Genomic DNA, 18,754 nt, shown 5'->3' with positions numbered 1-18,754 from the left:
ATCCAGGGCATCGCAGTCAGATCGGAAGTCCGGCAATGATGTCCGCTTCACAATAGACCTGCTGAGCCGGATGGCCATGATCGATGAATTTCTGACGGTTGACGTCGTGGGGCGTAAAGACGGCGGTTGTGCCAATGTCGGCCTGGCTTAGGCGCTTGTTGCCATCAACAACCTCAATCTCGTCCTTGAGGCCAAGTTGCTTGAAGAGATCGGCGAGCGGCGCGATATCGGGAATGTCATCGACGACAAGACAACGCAGCCCGGAAATGGCGTTCAGCTTTCTGGCCAATGTCTGGACACCGGCCATCAATGGCAGGGATTCCCGGTAAGCCTGCACTTCCGCATGCTTTTCAAGGCCGGCATAACAGATACGGGTGTAAAGCTCATAGGCCTTGACGTAGTCCTTGCGCGCCAGCCAGAAGCGGGCGGCAACAACCATGCGGACGCCGGTGAAGATCTGGCAGGCCTGGTCATAGCGGGCCTTTTCTTCAGGCGTAAAATCGATATCGCCGCGCTTGAACCCCAGATAGAGAAAGTATTCGAGACCGCCGCGGTAATTATCCCAGGAGGTGAGTACTTCATTATGACCAGCCTGGGCGCGGTCGCGAGCGAAGGGAGAATTGGTGACCGAGCGGTAAAATGGCTTGGACATGAATGCCACGGCGCCGAGATCGATCGAGTTGGCGACATGGGCAAAGGCGTAGAAGCAAAAGTCGCGGGGAACGTAGATCGCCCGCAGCTTCTCTGTGCGATAAATGCAGATCTCAGGGAAGATGTGCCCCTCAAACAGAAAGCTGAACAGCCGGCGAAACTCGTGTCGTCGGAACTTGACGTTTTCTCTCACCTCATAAAACTGGGAGGTATCTGCGTCATGAACCGCATCATACAACGTCCATGGTGCATGGCAAGCGACCACATCCTCATTCTCATCAAGAAAGGCAACGGCTTCAATCAGGTTCGGGAATATCAGCAGATCGTCATCGGCTAGATAGATCGAGTAGAGCCCGTCTGCATGTTGAAAAGCATTGGCGAGGTTGGCAAGGCTTCCTCCATTCACCGCCCGGCGCAAGTAGCGGATCGGCAGTCCTTGGCGGGTGAATTCTTCAATCACGCCTGCCGTATCGTCGGTCGAGGCATTGTCGGAAATCACCAGTTCGTAGCGGAAAGGCAGCTGCCCTTGCTCGACAAAGGTGTTCAGCAGGTAGCGCAGGAACGGCGCCCGGTTATAGGTCGGGATGCAGATGCTGAGCTTGATGTCATTCATGAGTGGCTCCTTGTGGTCGATAACAAGCGCATTCGGCATCCTTGTCGCTCAGGATCAAGGGTTCGAACGGCCAGGAAATGGCAAAGGCTGGGTCATTCCACCGCGCAATTCTCGCAGATGGCGGATGATACGCCGTGGACATCTGGGAGAAGACCTCGCACTCGTCTTCGAGCGTCAGCAGCCCATGGGCGCAGCCTGGCGGGATATAGAACGCATTGCGCTCCGTGGCGTCGAGTTCCACTGACGCCCATTTCATATAGCTCGGGGAATGAGGACGCAGGTCGAGCGCCACTTCGAAAACCCGTCCGCGGGTGGCCCGCACCAGCTTTGCCTCGGCATGGGGTTCAGCCTGGAAATGCAGGCCGCGCAGCGTTCCGCGGTGCGGGCTGAATGACAGGTTGCACTGGGGAAACACACTCTCCAGACCGCAACTGGCAAAGGTTTCGGCACAGAATGTGCGGGCAAACAGACCACGGTGATCGGCAATCGGGCTTACCTCGACATGAAAGGCGCCGACGATGGCTGTTGGTGTCAGCTTCATGGAAGAATCTGGATCTGCGGCACGGCCACCAAGAACCGCCCACCCCAGGCCCCCAGATCCATGGAGGCGGTGATTTCGGCGCTCAGGTTCCAGGGCAGGATCAGCACATAATCCGGTCGCGTTTCAGCCAGCCGGTCGGGCGCGTGAATGGGCAGCCGGCTGCCGGGCAAAAGATGGCCCTGCTTGTGGGGATTGCGGTCCACGACATAGGCAATGAGATCGGTCGTGATCCCGCAGAAATTCAGGAAAGTGTTGCCTTTGGCAGCAGCACCATAGGCCACGACGGTTTTCCCCTCCGCCTTGGCTGTGCTGAGAAACCGCAAAAGCCCCTCTCTTAAAGGGTCGATCTGCGTCTGGAAGGCCAGATAGGCATCGAGGCCGGCAAATCCTGCTTCCGCCTCGTCTTGCCGGACTTTGGCGATCCCGGGCTGCTCGGCATGATGGCTTGATGACGCATGTTGGGCCAGCACGCGAAGGCTGCCGCCATGGGTCGGCAGCTCCTGGACGTCGAAGACCATCAACCCATGCGCGGCGAATATGCGTTCGACAGCCAGAAGCGAGAGGTAATAGAAATGCTCGTGATAGATCGTATCGAACTGGGTATTGCGCATCAGTTGCAGCAGATGCGGGAATTCAAGACTGACAATGCCATGTGGCTTGAGAGCAATGGCCAGCCCGGCGGCGAAATCGTTGATGTCTGGCACATGGGCCAGCACGTTGTTGCCCACCAGCAGATCTGCCGACAGCCCGCGCTCGGCAAGCCTGCCCGCCGTGTCACGACCGAAGAAACAGCATTCGGTCGGCACACCTCTGCCGCGTGCCACCTCGGCCACGTTGGCCGCCGGTTCAATGCCAAGGGCGGGAATGCCACGCTCTACGAAATGCTGCAACAGATAGCCGTCATTGCTCGCCACCTCGATCACCTGCGACCCTGCGCCCAGGCCAAAGCGGGCGGTCATGTCCTCGGTGAAGCGCCGTGCATGGGCAACCCAGCTGTCACTGTAGGAAGAAAAATATGCGTAGTCGCTGAAGATTTCTTCGGGCGAGGCAAACGCCTCGGCCTGAACCAGCCAGCACTCGGTACAGACCAGCGTCCGCAGGGGATAAAGCCTGTCAGCCCTGCCTGCCTGATCCGGCCTCACATAGGAATTTGCCAGCGGCGTAACGCCGAGATCGGCGAAGACATGCGTCAGTGGCGAATTGCAGAAGCGGCAATGCTGATTGTTCATTGGATCAGACTTTCATACGCCTTGAGCTGGTTCAGCGAAAAGGTCCGCATGTCGGTTCCATCCCGATGCGCCCGGTACCAGGCGCAGGTCCAGTCAATCGTGTCATTCAGGGTAAGACAGGGTTTCCAGCCGAGGCAGGCCTCTGCCAAGCTGGAGGAAAGTGTCAAGGTCGGTGCCTCGGGTGGATGCTCGCCCGCCTGCCTGACCCACGCTTGAGGTCGATCAAGGTGGCTCACGACTTTGTCGGCCAATTGCGCGACGCTTGCAGCATTGTCGGGATCAGGACCAGAGTTCAGAGCAGCGGGCAGCGGACGTCCTTCGGTCATTGCCCTAGCATAGCAGAGATAGCCCCAGAGTGGCTCCAGGACGTGTTGCCAGGGGCGCGTCGCCTCCGGATAGCGCAGTTCAACGGCAGCAGAACGGTTGCTGGCGCGGATGATGTCCGGCACGATCCGATCTTCCGACCAGTCACCGCCGCCGATGACATTTCCGGAACGGGCTGTGGCCTCGGCAACGCCCCGTTCGGCAAAAAAACTGTCGCGAAAGCCCGCGGTGACATGTTCGGCGCAGACCTTGGAATTGCTGTAGGGGTCCTTGCCACCCAGCGGATCATGTTCATCGAAGGCCTTGATGGAGCGGTCCTCGCGATAGACCTTGTCAGTGGTCACCACCAGGATGGTCTTCACCGAGGACAGGCCACGCAAGGCCTCCAGCAGATTGACGGTACCCATGACATTGATGTCATAGGTTTCGACCGGTCGGCGGTAGGAGCGCCGAACCAGCGGCTGGGCGGCCATGTGTATGACGATCTCAGGGGCGCTAGCGGCCACCAGACTGCACAGCCCCGCCTGATTGCGGATATCGACCAGATGATGGCTTTGTCGCGGCCAGGGGGCGAGAATATCGTAGAGCGCCGGCGTCTGATCTGGCTCCAGTGCCAGGCCGCTGACCCGGGCACCCAGATGCTCAAGCCAGAGGCAAAGCCAACTGCCTTTGAAGCCGGTATGGCCGGTGACAAGAACCGAACGGTTCCTCCAGAAACTGGTCAATTCCAAAGCTTCCACGGGGCTCTTTCCGAATTCCACAATTCTTCAAGCGGCATGCCGTCGCGCAGTGCATGCATCGGCTGCCAGAAGCCGTTGTGGCGGTAGGCCGCGAGTTCGCGGTCACGCACCAGCGCATTGATCGGCTGGTCCTCCAGCTTTGGCTTTTCCGCGAATGTCGTGACCAGGTGACCTTCAATCGTCGCAGCGCCGAACCGGCCCGGTGGCACGACGGCGCACATGGTTGCTTTCAGCCCATGTGAACGGTGGAAGGCGATCTCTTCCCTGATGTCGATGTCGGCGACGCCGTCGCCATAGGTCATGCAGAAGGGTTCGTGCGGATCGAGATAGTCCCGGATCCGCTTGATGCGACCGCCCGTCATGGAGTTCACGCCGGTGTCGACCACGGTGACCCGCCAGGGTGGTCGGGCGCGCTGATGGTATTCGATGCGGTTTTCAGCCAGCTCCAGTGTCACGTCCGAATGATGCAGGACGAGATTCACGAAATATTCCTTGATCATGTAGCTCTTGTAGCCGGCGCAGATGATGAAATCCGTGAGCCCATGATGGGAATAGATGTTCATGATGTGCCACAGGATCGGTTTCTCACCAATCTCGACCAGCGGCTTGGGGCGAAGAGTCGTCTCTTCCGCAAGTCGAGAACCCAGGCCTCCGGCAAGATTGACTACTTTCATGATGTTTGGCTCGATCAGTTCCGGACGCGGTTCGCAAGCTGAGGCTAGATTTCAGATATTGTGCGAAACTGGATGCAGAGCCGGTGGCGTAAAAAGCCGCACCGCCTAAAGGATTTGCCCACTATTCGTTCTTTAATTATTTGTAATTCTGCCCGCCGTCGCTGCTGAACACATCGACAGTCTTGGGCGCGGGTGACCCTATTTCTCACGAGTTGGGGTCTCCGGCAAAGCCAGCGCGGTTCACTGGCCAGTTCGCTTGATGTCGATGAGGTGGACAATCGCTTGAGGGTTGCCGAAGGTCCGACATTTTGGGTGGTGATCGAGGCCGCGAGCGCCGCAGGCCAGAGCGGCAGCTGTGATTGGCCGCGTATCGCTTAAGCCATGCGCGAACACTCTGCGATTTCGCATGAAATCCAGCTAAACCGGCGCTGAAAATGCTGAGGATGTCCTCAGGTCATCTGGCAAATGACTTGCCGCTGCAGCGTAAGCCGATTATCTGAAGTTGAGAGCAGAATCTGAACAGGTCGTGATCGATGAAAGCCGTTATTCTGGCCGGGGGACTAGGTACTCGCATCTCCGAAGAGACCCATCTGCGTCCGAAGCCCATGGTAGAAATCGGAGGACGTCCGATCCTGTGGCACATCATGAAAAGCTATTCTGCCCATGGAGTGACGGAGTTTATTATCTGCTGTGGTTACAAGGGCTATATCATCAAGGAGTATTTCGCCAATTATTTCCTTCATATGTCCGACGTGACCTTCGATATGGCCGAGAACCGCATGGAAGTACATCACCAGAAGGCCGAGCCATGGCGTGTGACGCTCGTCGACACGGGCGAGGCAACAATGACAGGTGGCCGCCTCAAGCGGGTTGCTCCCTATCTGCAGGGCGAAGAGGCCTTCTGCTTCACCTATGGCGACGGTCTGGCCGATGTCGATATTGCTGCCGAGATTGCCTTCCACCGGAGCCACGGGAAACTCGCGACAGTCTGTGCCGTGCAACCCCCCGGGCGCTACGGCGCGCTTCAGATGGAGAAGGATCGGATTACCGGCTTTGCGGAAAAGCCGCGTGGTGATGGAGCCCTTATAAATGGTGGTTTCTTCGTCCTGTCGCCAGAGGTTCTCGGCTATATCAGCGACGACCAGATGCCATGGGAAGGGGCTCCCATGACACGTCTTGCCAAAGAGGGGGAATTGAAGGCCTTTGTCCATGACGGCTTCTGGCAACCGATGGATACACTGCGCGAGAAGAACATGCTGGAGGAGCTATGGGCCTCTGGCAATGCCCCATGGAAGGTCTGGAGTTGAGACGTGATTTTTGGAACGGCAGGCGCGTCTTCCTGACGGGCCATACAGGCTTCAAGGGCAGTTGGCTGGCGCTTTGGCTAGTCGATATGGGGGCAGAGGTGCACGGCTATGCCCTGCCTCCGGAGCAGGAGGACGGCCTCTACGCGCTGACGGGAGTTTCGGAGAGCATTGCATCCGAGGTGCTTGCCGATATCCGCGACAGTTCGCAGCTTCAGGCTGCGCTTCGGGCTTGTGAGCCAGAGATCGTGCTGCATCTGGCAGCCCAGCCGCTTGTGCGCGCCTCCTATCGGGATCCCGTGGAAACCTATTCGACAAATGTCATGGGACTTGTGGCACTGCTTGAAGCGGTACGAGCAGCGCCTGGGGTCAGGGCCATGGTCAATGTGACCACCGACAAATGCTACGAAAACCGCGAATGGGTATGGCCATACCGTGAGAACGAAGCGCTTGGGGGCCATGATCCCTATTCGGCCAGCAAGGCTTGCGCTGAGATCGTGACGGCGTCCTACCGTCAGTCATTCCTGTCGAAGTTGGGAATAGAACTGGCAAGTGCGAGGGCCGGGAACGTCATTGGCGGCGGTGACCGGGCTTCAGACAGGCTCGTTCCGGACTTCCTGCGTGCCCTTGACGCCAATCAGACGCTTATCCTGCGCAATCCCTCCGCGACGCGTCCCTGGCAGCATGTCTTGGAGCCACTGTCTGGCTATCTGATGCTGGCAGAGGCCCTTGCCGAGCAGGGCTCACCCTTTGCCGAGGCCTGGAATTTCGGGCCAGAGCCGGTGGATGTCCGCAGTGTCGGCGATGTGGCCAGCTTTCTTGCAGATGCGGCCGATGCGCCGGCGTGGCAACTGGCCAGCGGAGCGGAGCCCCATGAGGCGCAAAGCCTTGCACTCGACAGTTCCAAGGCGCGGTCCAGGCTTGGCTGGCAATCGAGGTGGCCAATCGAGGAAGCTCTGCGTCACACCCTTGATTGGCACCTTGCATGGAAGGGCGGATCGGACATGGCGGCTTTCTCCCTTGACCAGATCCGCAAATTCGAAGCCTCATGACTGCACGTTTTTCCGAAGAAGCGACGACACTTGCGGGTCTTTGGCATGTGACCCGTAACCCGCTGGGTGACGCCCGGGGTTATCTTGAGCGCGTATTCTGCGTGGATGAACTGGTGTCCTGGAGCCATCGGCCCATCGCCCAGGTCAATCGGACCTTTACTGCGACCAAGGGCACATTGCGTGGCCTGCATTTCCAGCATCCACCCTCTGCCGAATGCAAGTATGTGACCTGTCTGAAGGGGGCCGTCTTTGATGTTGCCGTCGATTTGCGAAAGGCCTCGCCGACGTTTGGTCAATGGTTCGGAGTGGAGATTTCCGCGCAAGCTCACAATGCTTTGTTGATCCCCGAAGGCTTTGCCCACGGGTTTCAGACGCTGACGGATGATGTCGAAATGCTTTACCTGCACAGCGCAAGCTATGCCTCGTCGTCCGAAGGAGGCGTCAACGCGCTTGACCCCGCCCTTGCCGTGGCCTGGCCGATCAAGGTCTACAACCGGTCGCCAAGGGATCAGGATCTGCCATTTCTGGCCGATATCGAAGGAATAGACGTGTGAATTGCCGCCACTGCTCATCGTCGCTTTCGCGACCATTCCTCGATCTCGGTTTCCAGCCGCCCTCCAACGCATATCTGCCAGCTGAAGCGCTGAACGAGCCGGAGATGACCTATCCGCTGCGCCTTCAGGTCTGTGAGGATTGCTGGCTGGTTCAGACTGAGGACTATACCGCGGCCAGCGACGTCTTCACCGCAGACTACGCCTATTTTTCCTCGATATCGAAAGGCTGGCTCGACCATGCCAAGGCATACTCCGATCAGATGATTGCCCGCTTCAAGCTTGGAGCTGACAGCAACGTAATCGAGGTGGCCTCCAATGATGGCTATCTCCTGCGCAACTTTGTGGAAATGGGCATTCCCTGCCTCGGCATCGAGCCGACCGACAGCACTGCAGATGCAGCGGAAGCGATCGGCGTCAAGACCTTGCGGCGGTTCTTCGGGGCCGATCTGGCCCGCGAGCTTGTTTTGGAGGGATGCGCAGCCGATCTCGTTGCTGGGAACAATGTGTTCGCTCACGTTCCCGACGTCAACGACTTCGCAGCCGGCCTTGCCGCTATTTTGAAGCCTGAAGGTGTTATCACCCTTGAGTTTCCCCATCTCATGCGCCTTGTGGAGTTCGGCCAGTTCGATACGGTCTATCATGAGCACTTCTCCTACCTCTCTTTGCTGACCGTGACCCGGATTCTGGACAAGGCGGGTTTGCGTATATTCGACATTGAGGAACTGGTGACCCATGGTGGCTCCCTGCGTGTCTTTGCCTGTCGCAAGGATGCAGCCCATGTTCGAATGTCCCATGTCGATGACATCATCGCCGAGGAACGTCGCCGGGGCATGGAGTCGTCAGCGTTTTATGATGGGTTTCAGCAACGGGCTGAAGCGATCAAGAACGAGCTCCTTTCATTTCTGCTTAAGGTGAAGAGCGAAGGGCGTAGTATTGTCGCCTATGGCGCTGCGGCTAAAGGCAACACGATCTTGAACTTTGCCGGAGTGAAGCCGGATCTGCTGCCCGTGGTCTATGACGCTGCAAAAGCCAAGCAGGGCAAATTCCTGCCAGGCAGCCATATCCCGATTCTGTCTCCGGACGCCCTGCGAACGATGCGCCCGGATTATGTATTGATCCTGCCCTGGAACATTGCTGATGAAGTCATCCGGCAAAACGACGATCTCAGGCAGGCGGGCACCCGTTTCGTTACAGCCGTACCGGAGTTGAAGATCGTATGAAGCCGAGGATCCTCTACACGAAGCCATCGATCACTGAACTGGAAGTCCGTTATGCCACGGATGCCGCAGCCAATGGCTGGGGCGACCAGTGCTACGCCTATATCAATCGCTTCGAGGCGCTGTTTCGTGAGTATCTGGGCGTCAGTCATGCGATTGCAACATCAAGCTGCACCGGTGCCCTGCATATGGGGCTTGCGGCTCTCGGGATTGGGCCGGGAGATGAAGTTATCATGGCCGACACCAATTGGATCGCTACGGCATCCCCCATCGTCAACCTGGGGGCAAAGCCAATTTTTGTCGATATCCTGCCCGACTCCTGGTGCATAGACCCGGATAAGGTGGAAGCTGCCATCACCCCTCGCACTAAGGCTATCGTAGCTGTGCACCTTTACGGCAATTTGTGCGATATGGATCGCCTGCTGGCCATCGGCGAACAGCATTGCATTCCTGTAATTGAAGATGCGGCTGAGGCGATCGGCTCCGTCTATTTCGGCAAACACGCGGGGAGCATGGGTAAGTTCGGCACGTTCTCATTTCATGGCACCAAGACGTTGACCACCGGTGAAGGAGGCATGTTTGTCACCAACGATGCAGATCTTTATGAAAGAGTCTTGACCCTCAGCAACCACGGCCGCGCCAGGGGGCAAACCAAGCAATTTTGGCCAGATATGGTTGGCTTCAAGTACAAGATTTCCAACATCCAGGCCGCCATCGGTTGCGCCCAAATGGAGCGCATCGAAGAGCTGACTTACAGAAAACGGCAGATATTCGCCTACTACCGTGAAAAATTGGCCAATTTATCTGGCATCAGCATGAACCCTGAACCTGAGGGCGTGATTAACGGAGCATGGATGCCAACGCTGGTATTTGCCGCGGAAACCGCTATCACCAGGGAGCGACTGCAAGCGGCATTTGCGGCAGAAAATGTTGATGCAAGGGTTTTTTTCTGGCCCTTATCAAGCTTGCCAATGTTCTCGCCTGCAATTCACAATATCAACGCCCAACGTATTCCAGAAAGGGCGATCAATCTGCCAAGCTATCACGACATCTGCAAAGCTAATCAAGACCGTGTTGTCTCCGTCATTAAGTCGTTAATATATGGCTAAGTCCTTTGTCCTGTGGGGAAGCGCAGGCCATGCTAAAGTGCTTTCCGAAATCATTACAGACCAAGGTGGACGAGTGGTAGCTCTGTTTGATAACAGTGCTGTCGCAACTGCTTTGCCTGGGGTACCTGTTTATTACGGTGAAGAAGGTTTTTCGATTTGGGCGTCTACGCAGGTCGATCTAACAAGCATAGCGGGACTTGCTGCCATTGGTGGCGGGCGCGGTCGAGATCGTGTTGCGATACACAAGCTTTTCCGCAATCGGGGCTTGCTTCTTCCGGTGCTGGTCCATTCTTCTTCGGTGGTAAGTCGGACTGCGAAGGTGGGAGATGGCACGCAGATACTGGCTCTGACTAATGTTGGAGTGGACACCTACTTGGGTGAGGCCTGCATTGTTAATCACCGAGCATCCGTCGATCACGAATGCGTGTTGGGCAACGGAGTCCATCTAGCGCCTGGTGCTACTCTGTGCGGCTGCATCACTGTGGGCGATAATGTCTTCATCGGGGCAGGGGCGGTTGTTCTGCCACGCCTTTCTATTGGCTCAGATACTGTGATTGGCGCTGGTGCCGTTGTCACCCGTGATTTACCTGCTGGTGTAACGGTTGCTGGCAACCCAGCGCGAATTATCAGATCGACTTCAGGGATTTAGGGAAAATGCCAAATCAATATGAAAAATTCAAGCGTGAGTGCGATATCGAAATAGCGGAGCAAGGGGCCTGCGCTGATATGGCAAACGCTACTCGTCAATGGATCGATTCCGCGAATAAACTGAAATACTCGTATCACTTCGAATGGCTAGGCCGACCCATCATCCAATATCCACAGGATATGTCGGCGATGCAGGAACTCATCTGGGAAATCAAACCTGACTTGATCATTGAGACCGGGATTGCTCATGGCGGCTCGCTAATCCTCAGCGCGTCCATGCTTGCCTTGCTCGACATGTGCGAGGCAATTGAAGCAGGCACAATGATGGACCCGGCGCGATCGAATCGCAAAGTGATCGGAATTGATATCGATATCCGCACCCACAATCGCAAAGCAATTGAGGCGCATCCGATGGCGACGCGCATTCAAATGATCCAAGGCTCCAGTATTGCGCCAGAGGTTATCGAGCAAGTACATCAAGTGGCTGCGGACTATAAACGCATTCTAATATGCTTGGACAGCAACCACACCCATGACCACGTGTTGGCCGAGTTGACGGCCTATGCTCCCCTCGTCAGCGAGGGCAGTTATTGTGTCGTTTTCGATACTGTTGTTGAAGACATGCCCGCAGACATGTTCCCCGAGCGTCCCTGGGGGCCAGGAAATAATCCCAAGACCGCTGTTTGGGAATACCTCACAAGCCACCCCGAGTTCCAGATCGACAAGAACATTCAGCATAAGCTGCTTATAACCGTAGCACCCGACGGGTTCTTGAGGCGCGTTGGCTGATTCACATAGTCAACGCCGACTTTTTCTATGTAATGCTTTCTCTTAAGGCGAGTTTCCATCTTGCAGAGAACCATGGACGTGACAAACAAGCAAATGTGAGCGCGATGAACGCGCCACGTTGTAGACGAGAGCAGTTTGTGCGTACGGCTATTTGCGGGCAGCGCGGGTGACGGCGTAGAGCTGGGTGACAGTCGCTCGGATTTTTCGTTTTTTTTGTGCGGTGATAGCTAGAAGAGCATGTTGGTGAGCTGCGGATTGACGGCCATAATGGGGCAATGGTGGGCTTTGGCGTTGCCAACAGGATTAGTGCCCATGCCCGCTACCCGCATTCTTGAACTCTAACTCGGTGAGCGGGCGAAGAAGAACGCCCGGGGACATGGGTCAAGTACAGCCTGGTTCTTCTGGTGGTCGGCGCCTTGCTCGATTCCTGGTGGCTGCAAAGCAGTGCCGTCGGCTATACCGACCGGACCGAAGAGGCAAAGCTTGGCGACCTTGTATTGACCCAGCTGAATCTGCACAGTTTATGCCGCTGATGCGGGAGCGGCTCCGGATCATCTGTCGTCCTCCCGCTCCATGAGGGCCGCAAGCTTTTTTCGAGCACGCAGCTCCAGCATGGCCTCGCCATAGGCCTCCTGAAGATCCTTCAAGGCTTCTCGTAGTGCTCCCGGATCTCCAGTGGATTGGCACGCAGAGCATTCTCCATGCCTCGCTTAGCGTCCTCCATCCAGCCCTCGATCTCTGAGGGAGAAAGGTCATGCGAACGGCTCGCTTCTGCCACCCTTGTCTTTCCCTGGATACTGTCCAGCACAAGCGCTGTCTTGCGCTTGGCTGTCCGTCGTTTGACATTGTCTTCCGTCGTCACGCACATCGCTATTTCCTTCTCTATAGCATGAGCAGATTTTCACTGGGTCAATACACTCCCTGCAAATCACAATTGCCGATCGATTAGGAAGAGAGCCTGAAGGGTGCGGATTACCGAGTGAATTCAGCCAGTTGCCAATCTGCGTGTTTGCTTGTGACGAACGGAGTTTGCAATGAACTTCCTAGAAGCGGCCACAACGGATGGATAATCGATATCTGAGAAATCGATGCGATCTGACTTTCCGTCGGCATACCGAAACCCCTCTTCGTTCATGCCGAGGATCGTCCTGGCTGCGGAAGCAAGCCCGTTTCTCCCGGCGGTGCTTTTCTTTGACCTGCAGCTCGTGGTGACCTGCATTCGAATCTCCCATCTCAAGCGGGGTGTGTAAGCTTTTTGCGTGTGATGTCGGAGGCGCTGATAAAAATCGATGAAAGACACATCGATGAGTTTCTTCCTTTGGGGGGCTGGGGGCTCACTGAGCCCCTTTTTTTTGCCGTTCCGGCTGCCGCTGGCGAGCCCGCGGCCGCAAGGGAGGCTTCGCCGCGCCTGATCGCCACCCTGTCTGATCCTTCAAATGCGAGGCGCACCCTTGCGCCCTTTGCTCTTCGCGCCTGTCGGAAGGTCGTCCCGCTTGTTGCGGGAAGAAGCGAAAAGAAGGAGCGGCCCCAATGCGGCCGGAAACAAAATGAAGAGAGAAGAGATTGAGCGTCTTCGCAAAACTGTCGGCTGCCAGGCGGTGTTGGAAACAACCGCATTTGCCCTCGATGCCAAGGAAAGCACGAAACGTGCAATGAAGTATCGCCGAGGCGGTCAGATCATTATTGTCACGCATGCCGGCCGAGGATGGTTGATCCTCTGAGCGACCGGAGAGGGGATGTCTTCGGCCTGATGATGGCCCTTGAAGGATGCGATTTCATCGAAAGTTGCCATCGCATCGCCGCTCTGTGCAGTTTCCAGCCATCACACACACTGTGGCGGCAGGGTGATGGAGTGCATAAATCGCTCCAATCAATCGCCGAGGATTGGGCTGACAGACCAGCGCCCTGGTCAGGGTCGGCCACCTGGCGCTATCTTCGGTGGAACCGGTGCCTCCCCGCCTTCATCATTCGCACAGCGATCAATCAGGATCTTCTGCGGGAGGGCCCCTGTGGGAGCATGTGGGCGGCCCATACCGACGACGACGGCACGATCAGCGGATGGGAAGGGCGCGGGCCAGAGTGGCGCGGTTTCGCCACGGGCGGGAGCAAGATCCTGTTTCGATTTGGTGCAAGCCAAGCCAGCCGGCTTTGTGTGACCGAGGCCGCCATCGACGCCATGAGCCTCGCTGCGCTCGACGGAGTGCGAGACGGAACGCTCTATCTCAGCACTGGCGGCGGATGGGCGCCGGCAACCGTGGCTGCAGTGCGGCGTCTTGCTGCGGCGCCTGACACTCAGCTTGTTGCAGCGACGGACGGCAATCCCCAGGGGGATTGCCAATCGGCGTGGCGCAGTTCTACGCCGCTGATCCATGGCTGGGGACATCACTCTGGATTGCGGCAGCAGCATCCTTTGTTCTCGTTCACACACTGCTTTGGACCAGGCAGAACGGGTGGGCAAAGCCTGGCCGATATCTGTTGATCCTTCTGATAACCGCGCTGCCTCCATTTGGGATCACGGGTTGGGCCCATCCCCTGACGGCCGCGGGTATCGTCTTTCCAGGCTGGGGCTGGTGGGGCCTTCTTGCTGCGACTGCCGCGCTGATGGCTCTGGTGACACGGTTTGGCGCCGCGACCGCCATTGTCCTTTCGGCTCTGTGGTTCTGGTCGGCTATCGTCGGATCAGAGGCCATTACTAACAAAGCCTGGTCTGGCCTCGATGTGCGTATGGGGGCGAGCCTTGGCCGCGACACGTCCCTTCAACGTCAGAAGGATCTGACCGAAATCGCCACACAAGCCGGTGGATCAGGAGCGACGATCGTTGTTCTTCCTGAAAGCACGCTTGGTGTGTGGACACCGACGATCGAACGGATATCTGCATAGGATGTCTTTCGGCTCTCCGCGTCCGAATAGACATACCGGCTGAGTGCTGCCTTGCCGGGTTCGAGAGGCCGATAGGTCAGGAGAAGAGCGTGCCTGCTCTCGAAATGGCCCTTTTCCTGCTCGAACAGCCTGCGACGCTCGGCGTCGATCGCCCGTGTGACCGGATCAGGAAAATGGCAACGCTCCTTGTCTGGATAGTTGGTGACAGGCAACCGGACCGCCTCGACCTGGATCATCCACCCGCTGCCAAGCCGTGCCAGGATTGCGTTGATCTGACGCGACAGTTCGTTGCGTTCGCTGTCCGTCGCACTCTCGCTGTCAGGACCGGCAAAATACCAGCCAGCCAGCAGGCTGCCATCCTTCAAGAGCAGGATGCCGTTATCCACCATCCCCGCATAGGGAACGAGATCGGCAAAGGATGGGCCTGTCTTGCGGAAGCGTTTCAGGGATATCATGACAGGACCCTCAAGGCTTTCGCCAGGGCGAACTTGTCGGCCTGTAAGAGGAGCGATAGGACAGGTGTCGCAGATAGACCTGCCGCATCAGCGGATCGGATTTCGCCAGAAGGCGCAGCAGGCCGATGATCATCATCCAGATCGAAAGCCCGAGGATGACCGAGTAGATGGTCAAAACGACAAAGATCAGGATCACGGCGGCAAGTCCGGTCGCCAGCACCAGTTCGCGATCTGCACCCATCAGGAGGTTGGGGCGGGAAAGCGCGCGGTGAATGCGGCTGCGCTTGAGGCCGAAGGAAGGATCAGACATGTCCCCGCTCCCCGATATCATGAAAAGTCATCGGAGAAGCCTGGGCAGACGGCAGGCCGATCGAGGCGCCGGTCGCTCCGAACAATCCGACAATGGCCGTCGCCCCCAGAAGAATGCCGGCAACGAGGACGACATAGACAAGCCGTCGCGCAAAATCGTTGAGTTCGCCACCGAAGATCAGCATGCCCCCCGCAATGGCGACTGCGGCCAGAGCAATGTAACCGGCGACGGGTCCGGTAATGGATTCCTGGATCTGCTGGAGTGGCCCCTCCCATGGCAGGCCGCCGCCAGAGCTGGCAAGCACCGGAGGCGAAAAGGCAAAGAGAACCGCGAGAGTGATCGGCAGAACAGGAATGGGACGTGTTTCAGGCCACATGACGGACCTCCTCCTTTTCCTGGGCGGCGCCATCACAGCGCAGCTGATAGCGATCATTGACGAAGCACTCGACATGCAGGAGATCGCTGATGCGTCGGCCACGGGCCGTACGCTCGATCGAGACAACGAGGTCGACCGCCTCGCCAATGACCTCGCGCATGGGCCGCTGGCTGACTTCGGCAGTCAGCTGCTCAAGCCGCCGAAGCGCAGAGCGCGCCGTATTGGAATGGAGCGTGGTCACACCACCGGGATGACCCGTGTTCCAGGCTTTGAGAAGGGTCAGAGCTGCCCCATCGCGGACTTCGCCGACAATGATCCGATCGGGTCTGAGGCGCATCGTGCTCTTGAGCAGCCGGGCCATGTCGACTGTCTCGCTCGTATGCAGGAAGACGGCGTTTTCGGCTCTGCACTGGATTTCGCCGGTATCCTCAAGGATGAAAAGGCGATCTTCAGGTGCGCGCCTGGTGATCTCGTCAAGAACGGCATTGGCAAGCGTGGTCTTGCCTGAACCGGTTCCACCGGAGATGACAATGTTCAGACGGGCCTCGACGGCATTACGGATGGTTGCCGCCTGCCTTGGTGTCATGACGCCGGACTGCACATAATCATCAAGCGGAATGAGGTTTGATGCGCGTCTGCGAATGGAGAAGGAAGGTCTGGCGACAACGGGTGGCAGCAAACCCTCGAAACGATGTCCGCCAATCGGCAACTCACCAGAGATGATGGGACGAAATGTGTCGACCTCGCAACTCAAAGAATGAGCAACCGTGCCGATAAGCGTTTCGGCCGCAGACGCGGACATGTCGCCGGCAGGACCAAAGCCGCGTCCAAGCCGCTCGATGAAGAGCCTCCCATCCGGGTTGAGCATGATCTCGACGACGTCGTCGTCATGAAGAGCAAGAAAAAGCTGCTCCCCCAGGGCTTCCTCAAGTTTGCGCACGAGCCTTTGATATGATCGAATCTTCTCCATGAACCCGTCCTCTGCTGTTCGGCCGGGGGACAGATCATCACAACCGAATTCTGGTTGCGATTGTACTTTTTGACAATTATAAATAGAATCTAATTTAGGTACCCACCTGTCGCTCCGTGCTGTTCGCCGTGAGCTGCAACGGTTTTGGCACGCTTTGGAACCGGGTTTCCTGCTGAGCCAGAGAGTGGAAAGCTCAAGGTTGAGGACGTGCGTAAACCGTTTCCGGCCAGGTCTCATGCGGTGCAGGCAGTCCGGGCCAGGTCAGGACAAGACCATCGCGATGGCTTACCCCTTGACCCCGCCACCGAGAGCGAGCGTCAATGACTGATCGAGATGATAGGAGAGCGCAGCCGATGCTTCATCAAGGCGACCTTCGGCAAGAGGGGTGAGAAAGGCGATGTGCTCGTTGATGACGCGGTTTGCGTTGTCGCGCGTGACACGGACCCGGCCCTGGGCGGACATCCTGATCTTGATGAGGGTTACCCGATAGACATTTGCGATCAGGCTGTTGTCCATCGCGGCAACCATGCGTGCATGCATGTCCCAGTCATAGAGCTGGAAGTCCCTGATGAAACCGAGAAGATCGACCGAATCTTCTTTTGCAAGGCGTTCACGGGCTTCCTCGTGCCAGCCGATCCAGTCAGTTATGACCGATCGATCGAGCCTACGGACAAGATCCGGCACGGCAGCAAGCTCGATGATGCGCCGCATCTGATAGGCTTCCCGAATAAAGGCAACGTCGAGGCTGGGGACCATCAGGCCTCTTTGCGGAAGCGTCTGCAAGAGCCCCTCGGCCTCGAAACGCGGAATGGCTTCGCGAACGGCACTCAAGGTGACCTGTGTCAGGTCGACCAGCTCCCTTTGGGAGATGATCTGCCCTGGCCTGACGCGGCCCCAGTTCAAAAGATCCTCGATGCGCTGATAGGCCAGCTGTCGCAGCGACCCCTCGCCACCAGGCGGGGGCGCGTTTGAAGGATTGTGTTTCACATCATTGCCCATGTTGAATGTTTTCGCCTTCACTGAACTATTGCTAACAACGTACTAACATGTTAGTGCCATGACAGTCAGCACAAAGTTTTGCATCTGCCCCGTGAAACCGCTGGAGGAGCGGATCAGGGTCACATCTCTGGTGCAATTGCGTGCCGGCAGAAAAGAAGTCTGGGAGGAAAAGACGACATGCCGAAAACCATCACACGCCGCATCATGCTGGCTTCAACCGGGATGCTGGCCCTTTTGGGAGCAACCCTGCACCTCACCTCTGCATCAGCGCAGGACAAGCCGGTCATCCGCATGTCGACGCCTGCCTCCGAAACCGATCAGCGCTCGATTGCCCTGGCGACCGTGTTTGGCCCGGCGATCAGCAGTTTTGCCACCTATCAGCCCCATTACAATTCGTCATTGGTTCCCCAAGGCTCCGAACTTGAAGCCATTGCCTCCGGCGATCTTGAAATGTCGATCACGTCAGCACAGGAACTCGCCAACTTTTTGCCGGAATTCTCCATCTTTGCGACGGGCTATGTTCATCAAAGCGCCGAGCATCAGGTCAAGGTCTTCAACGACGCCCTGATGGCGCCCTTCAAGCAGAAGGTTGAAGACGAGCTGGGCGTCAAGCTCCTCGCCGTGATGTATCTGGGCAAGCGACACGTCAATCTGCGCTTCCCGCGCTCGGAGAAAAACGTCATGACACCGGCAGATCTGGCGGGCGTCAACCTGCGCATGCCGGGAAGCGACGCATGGCAATTCCTCGGGCGGGCGCTTGGCGCCAATCCCACGCCCATGGCCTTTACGGAAATCTACACGGCCCTGCAGACCGGTTCGGTCGATGGACAGGACAATCCCCTGCCAACGGTGGTCGATGCAAAATTCTACGAGGTGACCAAGCAGATCAGTCTGACTGCGCATCTGGTTGACCTCAACTATATTGCCTTTTCCAAAGCGGTCTGGGATGGCCTCGATGCCGAACAACAGGCGACCGTCCAGAAGGCCGCGGAAGACGCCGCCGAAGCCGGTCGACAGGCCCAGCTGAAAAAGGAAGACGAACTGGTGGCTTTCCTGACCGCTCAGGGACTGGATGTCTATGAGCCCGATCTTCAGGCCTTCCGGACGCATGTTCAGGCCCAGTATGTCGGATCCGACTTTGCCAAGGCCTGGCCCGAAGGCGTGCTGGAGCAGATCAACGCCCTGGGCAATTAAGGACCGAACCGACATCTGGCCGGGGACACCCAGACCCCCGGCCATCCTCTCCACCGACCACATCCTGATGTGGCATGACAGAGGCAATAACTTGTTCCGGATCACGTCAATCGCGCGCAGTTCTG

Annotated in this window: 20 protein-coding genes and 2 pseudogenes; 11 read left to right on the top strand and 11 right to left on the bottom strand. The window is 57.5% G+C overall.

Annotation, left to right across the window (positions count from 1 at the left end):
* Positions 1-16: 16 nt before the first annotated feature.
* From FE840_RS19260 to FE840_RS19240, 5 genes are read right to left on the bottom strand one after another with little or no spacing between them, the layout of a single operon-like run.
* Positions 17-1,264, bottom strand: a complete 1,248-nt coding sequence (locus FE840_RS19260; RefSeq protein WP_138289258.1) for a glycosyltransferase family 2 protein — start codon at positions 1,262-1,264, stop codon at positions 17-19.
* The gene (rfbC, locus tag FE840_RS19255; RefSeq protein WP_138289257.1) at positions 1,257-1,805 is read right to left on the bottom strand and encodes a dTDP-4-dehydrorhamnose 3,5-epimerase; all 549 of its coding nucleotides are present in this window, start codon (positions 1,803-1,805) and stop codon (positions 1,257-1,259) included. Before rfbC ends, FE840_RS19260 begins: the two co-directional genes overlap by 8 nt.
* Positions 1,802-3,034, bottom strand: coding sequence for a class I SAM-dependent methyltransferase (locus FE840_RS19250; protein ID WP_138289256.1), 1,233 nt, complete (start codon positions 3,032-3,034; stop codon positions 1,802-1,804). Before FE840_RS19250 ends, rfbC begins: the two co-directional genes overlap by 4 nt.
* The gene (gene rfbG, locus FE840_RS19245; protein WP_138289282.1) at positions 3,031-4,089 is read right to left on the bottom strand and encodes a CDP-glucose 4,6-dehydratase; all 1,059 of its coding nucleotides are present in this window, start codon (positions 4,087-4,089) and stop codon (positions 3,031-3,033) included. The genes FE840_RS19250 and rfbG (FE840_RS19245) overlap by 4 nt, the downstream gene beginning before the upstream one ends.
* A complete protein-coding gene (locus FE840_RS19240) occupies positions 4,080-4,772 on the bottom strand; it encodes a glucose-1-phosphate cytidylyltransferase (protein WP_138289255.1) in 693 nt (230 codons plus the stop codon). Before FE840_RS19240 ends, rfbG (FE840_RS19245) begins: the two co-directional genes overlap by 10 nt.
* A gap of 533 nt (positions 4,773-5,305) precedes the next feature.
* Between FE840_RS19240 and rfbF the strand changes: the two genes are divergently transcribed.
* Genes rfbF through FE840_RS19205 form a run of 7 tightly spaced genes read left to right on the top strand, consistent with a single transcriptional unit; the run spans position 5,306 to position 11,445 of the window.
* Positions 5,306-6,079, top strand: coding sequence for a glucose-1-phosphate cytidylyltransferase (gene rfbF, locus FE840_RS19235; RefSeq protein WP_138289254.1), 774 nt, complete (start codon positions 5,306-5,308; stop codon positions 6,077-6,079).
* Positions 6,076-7,128 carry a CDP-glucose 4,6-dehydratase gene (gene rfbG, locus FE840_RS19230; RefSeq protein ID WP_246318948.1) on the top strand — a complete coding sequence of 351 codons (1,053 nt, stop codon included), beginning with the start codon at positions 6,076-6,078 and terminating at the stop codon, positions 7,126-7,128. Before rfbF ends, rfbG (FE840_RS19230) begins: the two co-directional genes overlap by 4 nt.
* Positions 7,125-7,682 carry a dTDP-4-dehydrorhamnose 3,5-epimerase family protein gene (locus FE840_RS19225; RefSeq protein ID WP_138289252.1) on the top strand — a complete coding sequence of 186 codons (558 nt, stop codon included), beginning with the start codon at positions 7,125-7,127 and terminating at the stop codon, positions 7,680-7,682. Before rfbG (FE840_RS19230) ends, FE840_RS19225 begins: the two co-directional genes overlap by 4 nt.
* Positions 7,679-8,902: a class I SAM-dependent methyltransferase gene (locus FE840_RS19220; RefSeq protein ID WP_138289251.1), complete on the top strand. Its 1,224-nt coding sequence runs from the start codon at positions 7,679-7,681 to the stop codon at positions 8,900-8,902. Before FE840_RS19225 ends, FE840_RS19220 begins: the two co-directional genes overlap by 4 nt.
* Positions 8,899-10,008, top strand: coding sequence for a DegT/DnrJ/EryC1/StrS family aminotransferase (locus FE840_RS19215; RefSeq protein WP_138289250.1), 1,110 nt, complete (start codon positions 8,899-8,901; stop codon positions 10,006-10,008). The genes FE840_RS19220 and FE840_RS19215 overlap by 4 nt, the downstream gene beginning before the upstream one ends.
* Positions 10,001-10,657 (top strand): NeuD/PglB/VioB family sugar acetyltransferase, encoded by a 657-nt coding sequence (locus FE840_RS21215; protein ID WP_138289249.1) that lies wholly within the window; start codon positions 10,001-10,003, stop codon positions 10,655-10,657. The genes FE840_RS19215 and FE840_RS21215 overlap by 8 nt, the downstream gene beginning before the upstream one ends.
* Positions 10,658-10,662: 5 nt before the next feature.
* Positions 10,663-11,445: a cephalosporin hydroxylase family protein gene (locus FE840_RS19205; protein ID WP_138289248.1), complete on the top strand. Its 783-nt coding sequence runs from the start codon at positions 10,663-10,665 to the stop codon at positions 11,443-11,445.
* Between the two features lie 551 nt (positions 11,446-11,996).
* Here FE840_RS19205 and FE840_RS19200 read toward each other — a convergent pair.
* Positions 11,997-12,313 (bottom strand): annotated as a pseudogene (locus tag FE840_RS19200) (hypothetical protein).
* A 625-nt stretch (positions 12,314-12,938) separates the two neighbouring features.
* Here FE840_RS19200 and FE840_RS21000 point away from each other — a divergent pair.
* Genes FE840_RS21000 through FE840_RS20995 form a run of 3 tightly spaced genes read left to right on the top strand, consistent with a single transcriptional unit; the run spans position 12,939 to position 14,325 of the window.
* Positions 12,939-13,166 (top strand): hypothetical protein, encoded by a 228-nt coding sequence (locus tag FE840_RS21000; RefSeq protein WP_246318947.1) that lies wholly within the window; start codon positions 12,939-12,941, stop codon positions 13,164-13,166.
* Positions 13,151-13,924, top strand: coding sequence for a DUF3991 domain-containing protein (locus FE840_RS19195; RefSeq protein ID WP_343058673.1), 774 nt, complete (start codon positions 13,151-13,153; stop codon positions 13,922-13,924). The genes FE840_RS21000 and FE840_RS19195 overlap by 16 nt, the downstream gene beginning before the upstream one ends.
* Positions 13,921-14,325, top strand: a complete 405-nt coding sequence (locus FE840_RS20995; RefSeq protein WP_343058672.1) for a nitrilase-related carbon-nitrogen hydrolase — start codon at positions 13,921-13,923, stop codon at positions 14,323-14,325. The genes FE840_RS19195 and FE840_RS20995 overlap by 4 nt, the downstream gene beginning before the upstream one ends.
* On the opposite strand, the pseudogene FE840_RS19190 reads toward FE840_RS20995, so the two are convergent.
* From FE840_RS19190 to FE840_RS19170, 5 genes and pseudogenes are all read right to left on the bottom strand, one after another.
* Positions 14,316-14,780 (bottom strand): annotated as a pseudogene (locus FE840_RS19190) (conjugal transfer protein TrbE); the annotation flags it as partial. The gene FE840_RS20995 and the pseudogene FE840_RS19190 sit on opposite strands and share 10 nt — an antisense overlap.
* A 10-nt stretch (positions 14,781-14,790) precedes the next feature.
* Positions 14,791-15,090, bottom strand: a complete 300-nt coding sequence (locus tag FE840_RS19185) for a conjugal transfer protein TrbD (protein WP_138289246.1) — start codon at positions 15,088-15,090, stop codon at positions 14,791-14,793.
* Positions 15,083-15,466, bottom strand: a complete 384-nt coding sequence (locus FE840_RS19180) for a TrbC/VirB2 family protein (protein WP_138289245.1) — start codon at positions 15,464-15,466, stop codon at positions 15,083-15,085. The genes FE840_RS19185 and FE840_RS19180 overlap by 8 nt, the downstream gene beginning before the upstream one ends.
* Positions 15,456-16,436 (bottom strand): P-type conjugative transfer ATPase TrbB, encoded by a 981-nt coding sequence (gene trbB, locus FE840_RS19175; RefSeq protein WP_138289244.1) that lies wholly within the window; start codon positions 16,434-16,436, stop codon positions 15,456-15,458. The genes FE840_RS19180 and trbB overlap by 11 nt, the downstream gene beginning before the upstream one ends.
* Positions 16,437-16,721: 285 nt before the next feature.
* Positions 16,722-17,456, bottom strand: coding sequence for a GntR family transcriptional regulator (locus tag FE840_RS19170; protein WP_246318946.1), 735 nt, complete (start codon positions 17,454-17,456; stop codon positions 16,722-16,724).
* A 156-nt stretch (positions 17,457-17,612) separates the two neighbouring features.
* Between FE840_RS19170 and dctP the strand changes: the two genes are divergently transcribed.
* On the top strand, positions 17,613-18,629 hold the full coding sequence (gene dctP, locus FE840_RS19165; protein WP_138289242.1) for a TRAP transporter substrate-binding protein DctP: 1,017 nt from the start codon (positions 17,613-17,615) through the stop codon (positions 18,627-18,629).
* Positions 18,630-18,754: the final 125 nt, after the last annotated feature.

Origin of the sequence: Peteryoungia desertarenae (assembly GCF_005860795.2) — a bacterium.
GTDB lineage: Bacteria > Pseudomonadota > Alphaproteobacteria > Rhizobiales > Rhizobiaceae > Allorhizobium > Allorhizobium desertarenae.
Note: the sequence above shows the minus strand (reverse complement) of the source record. Positions and strands in the feature narration are given on the sequence as shown.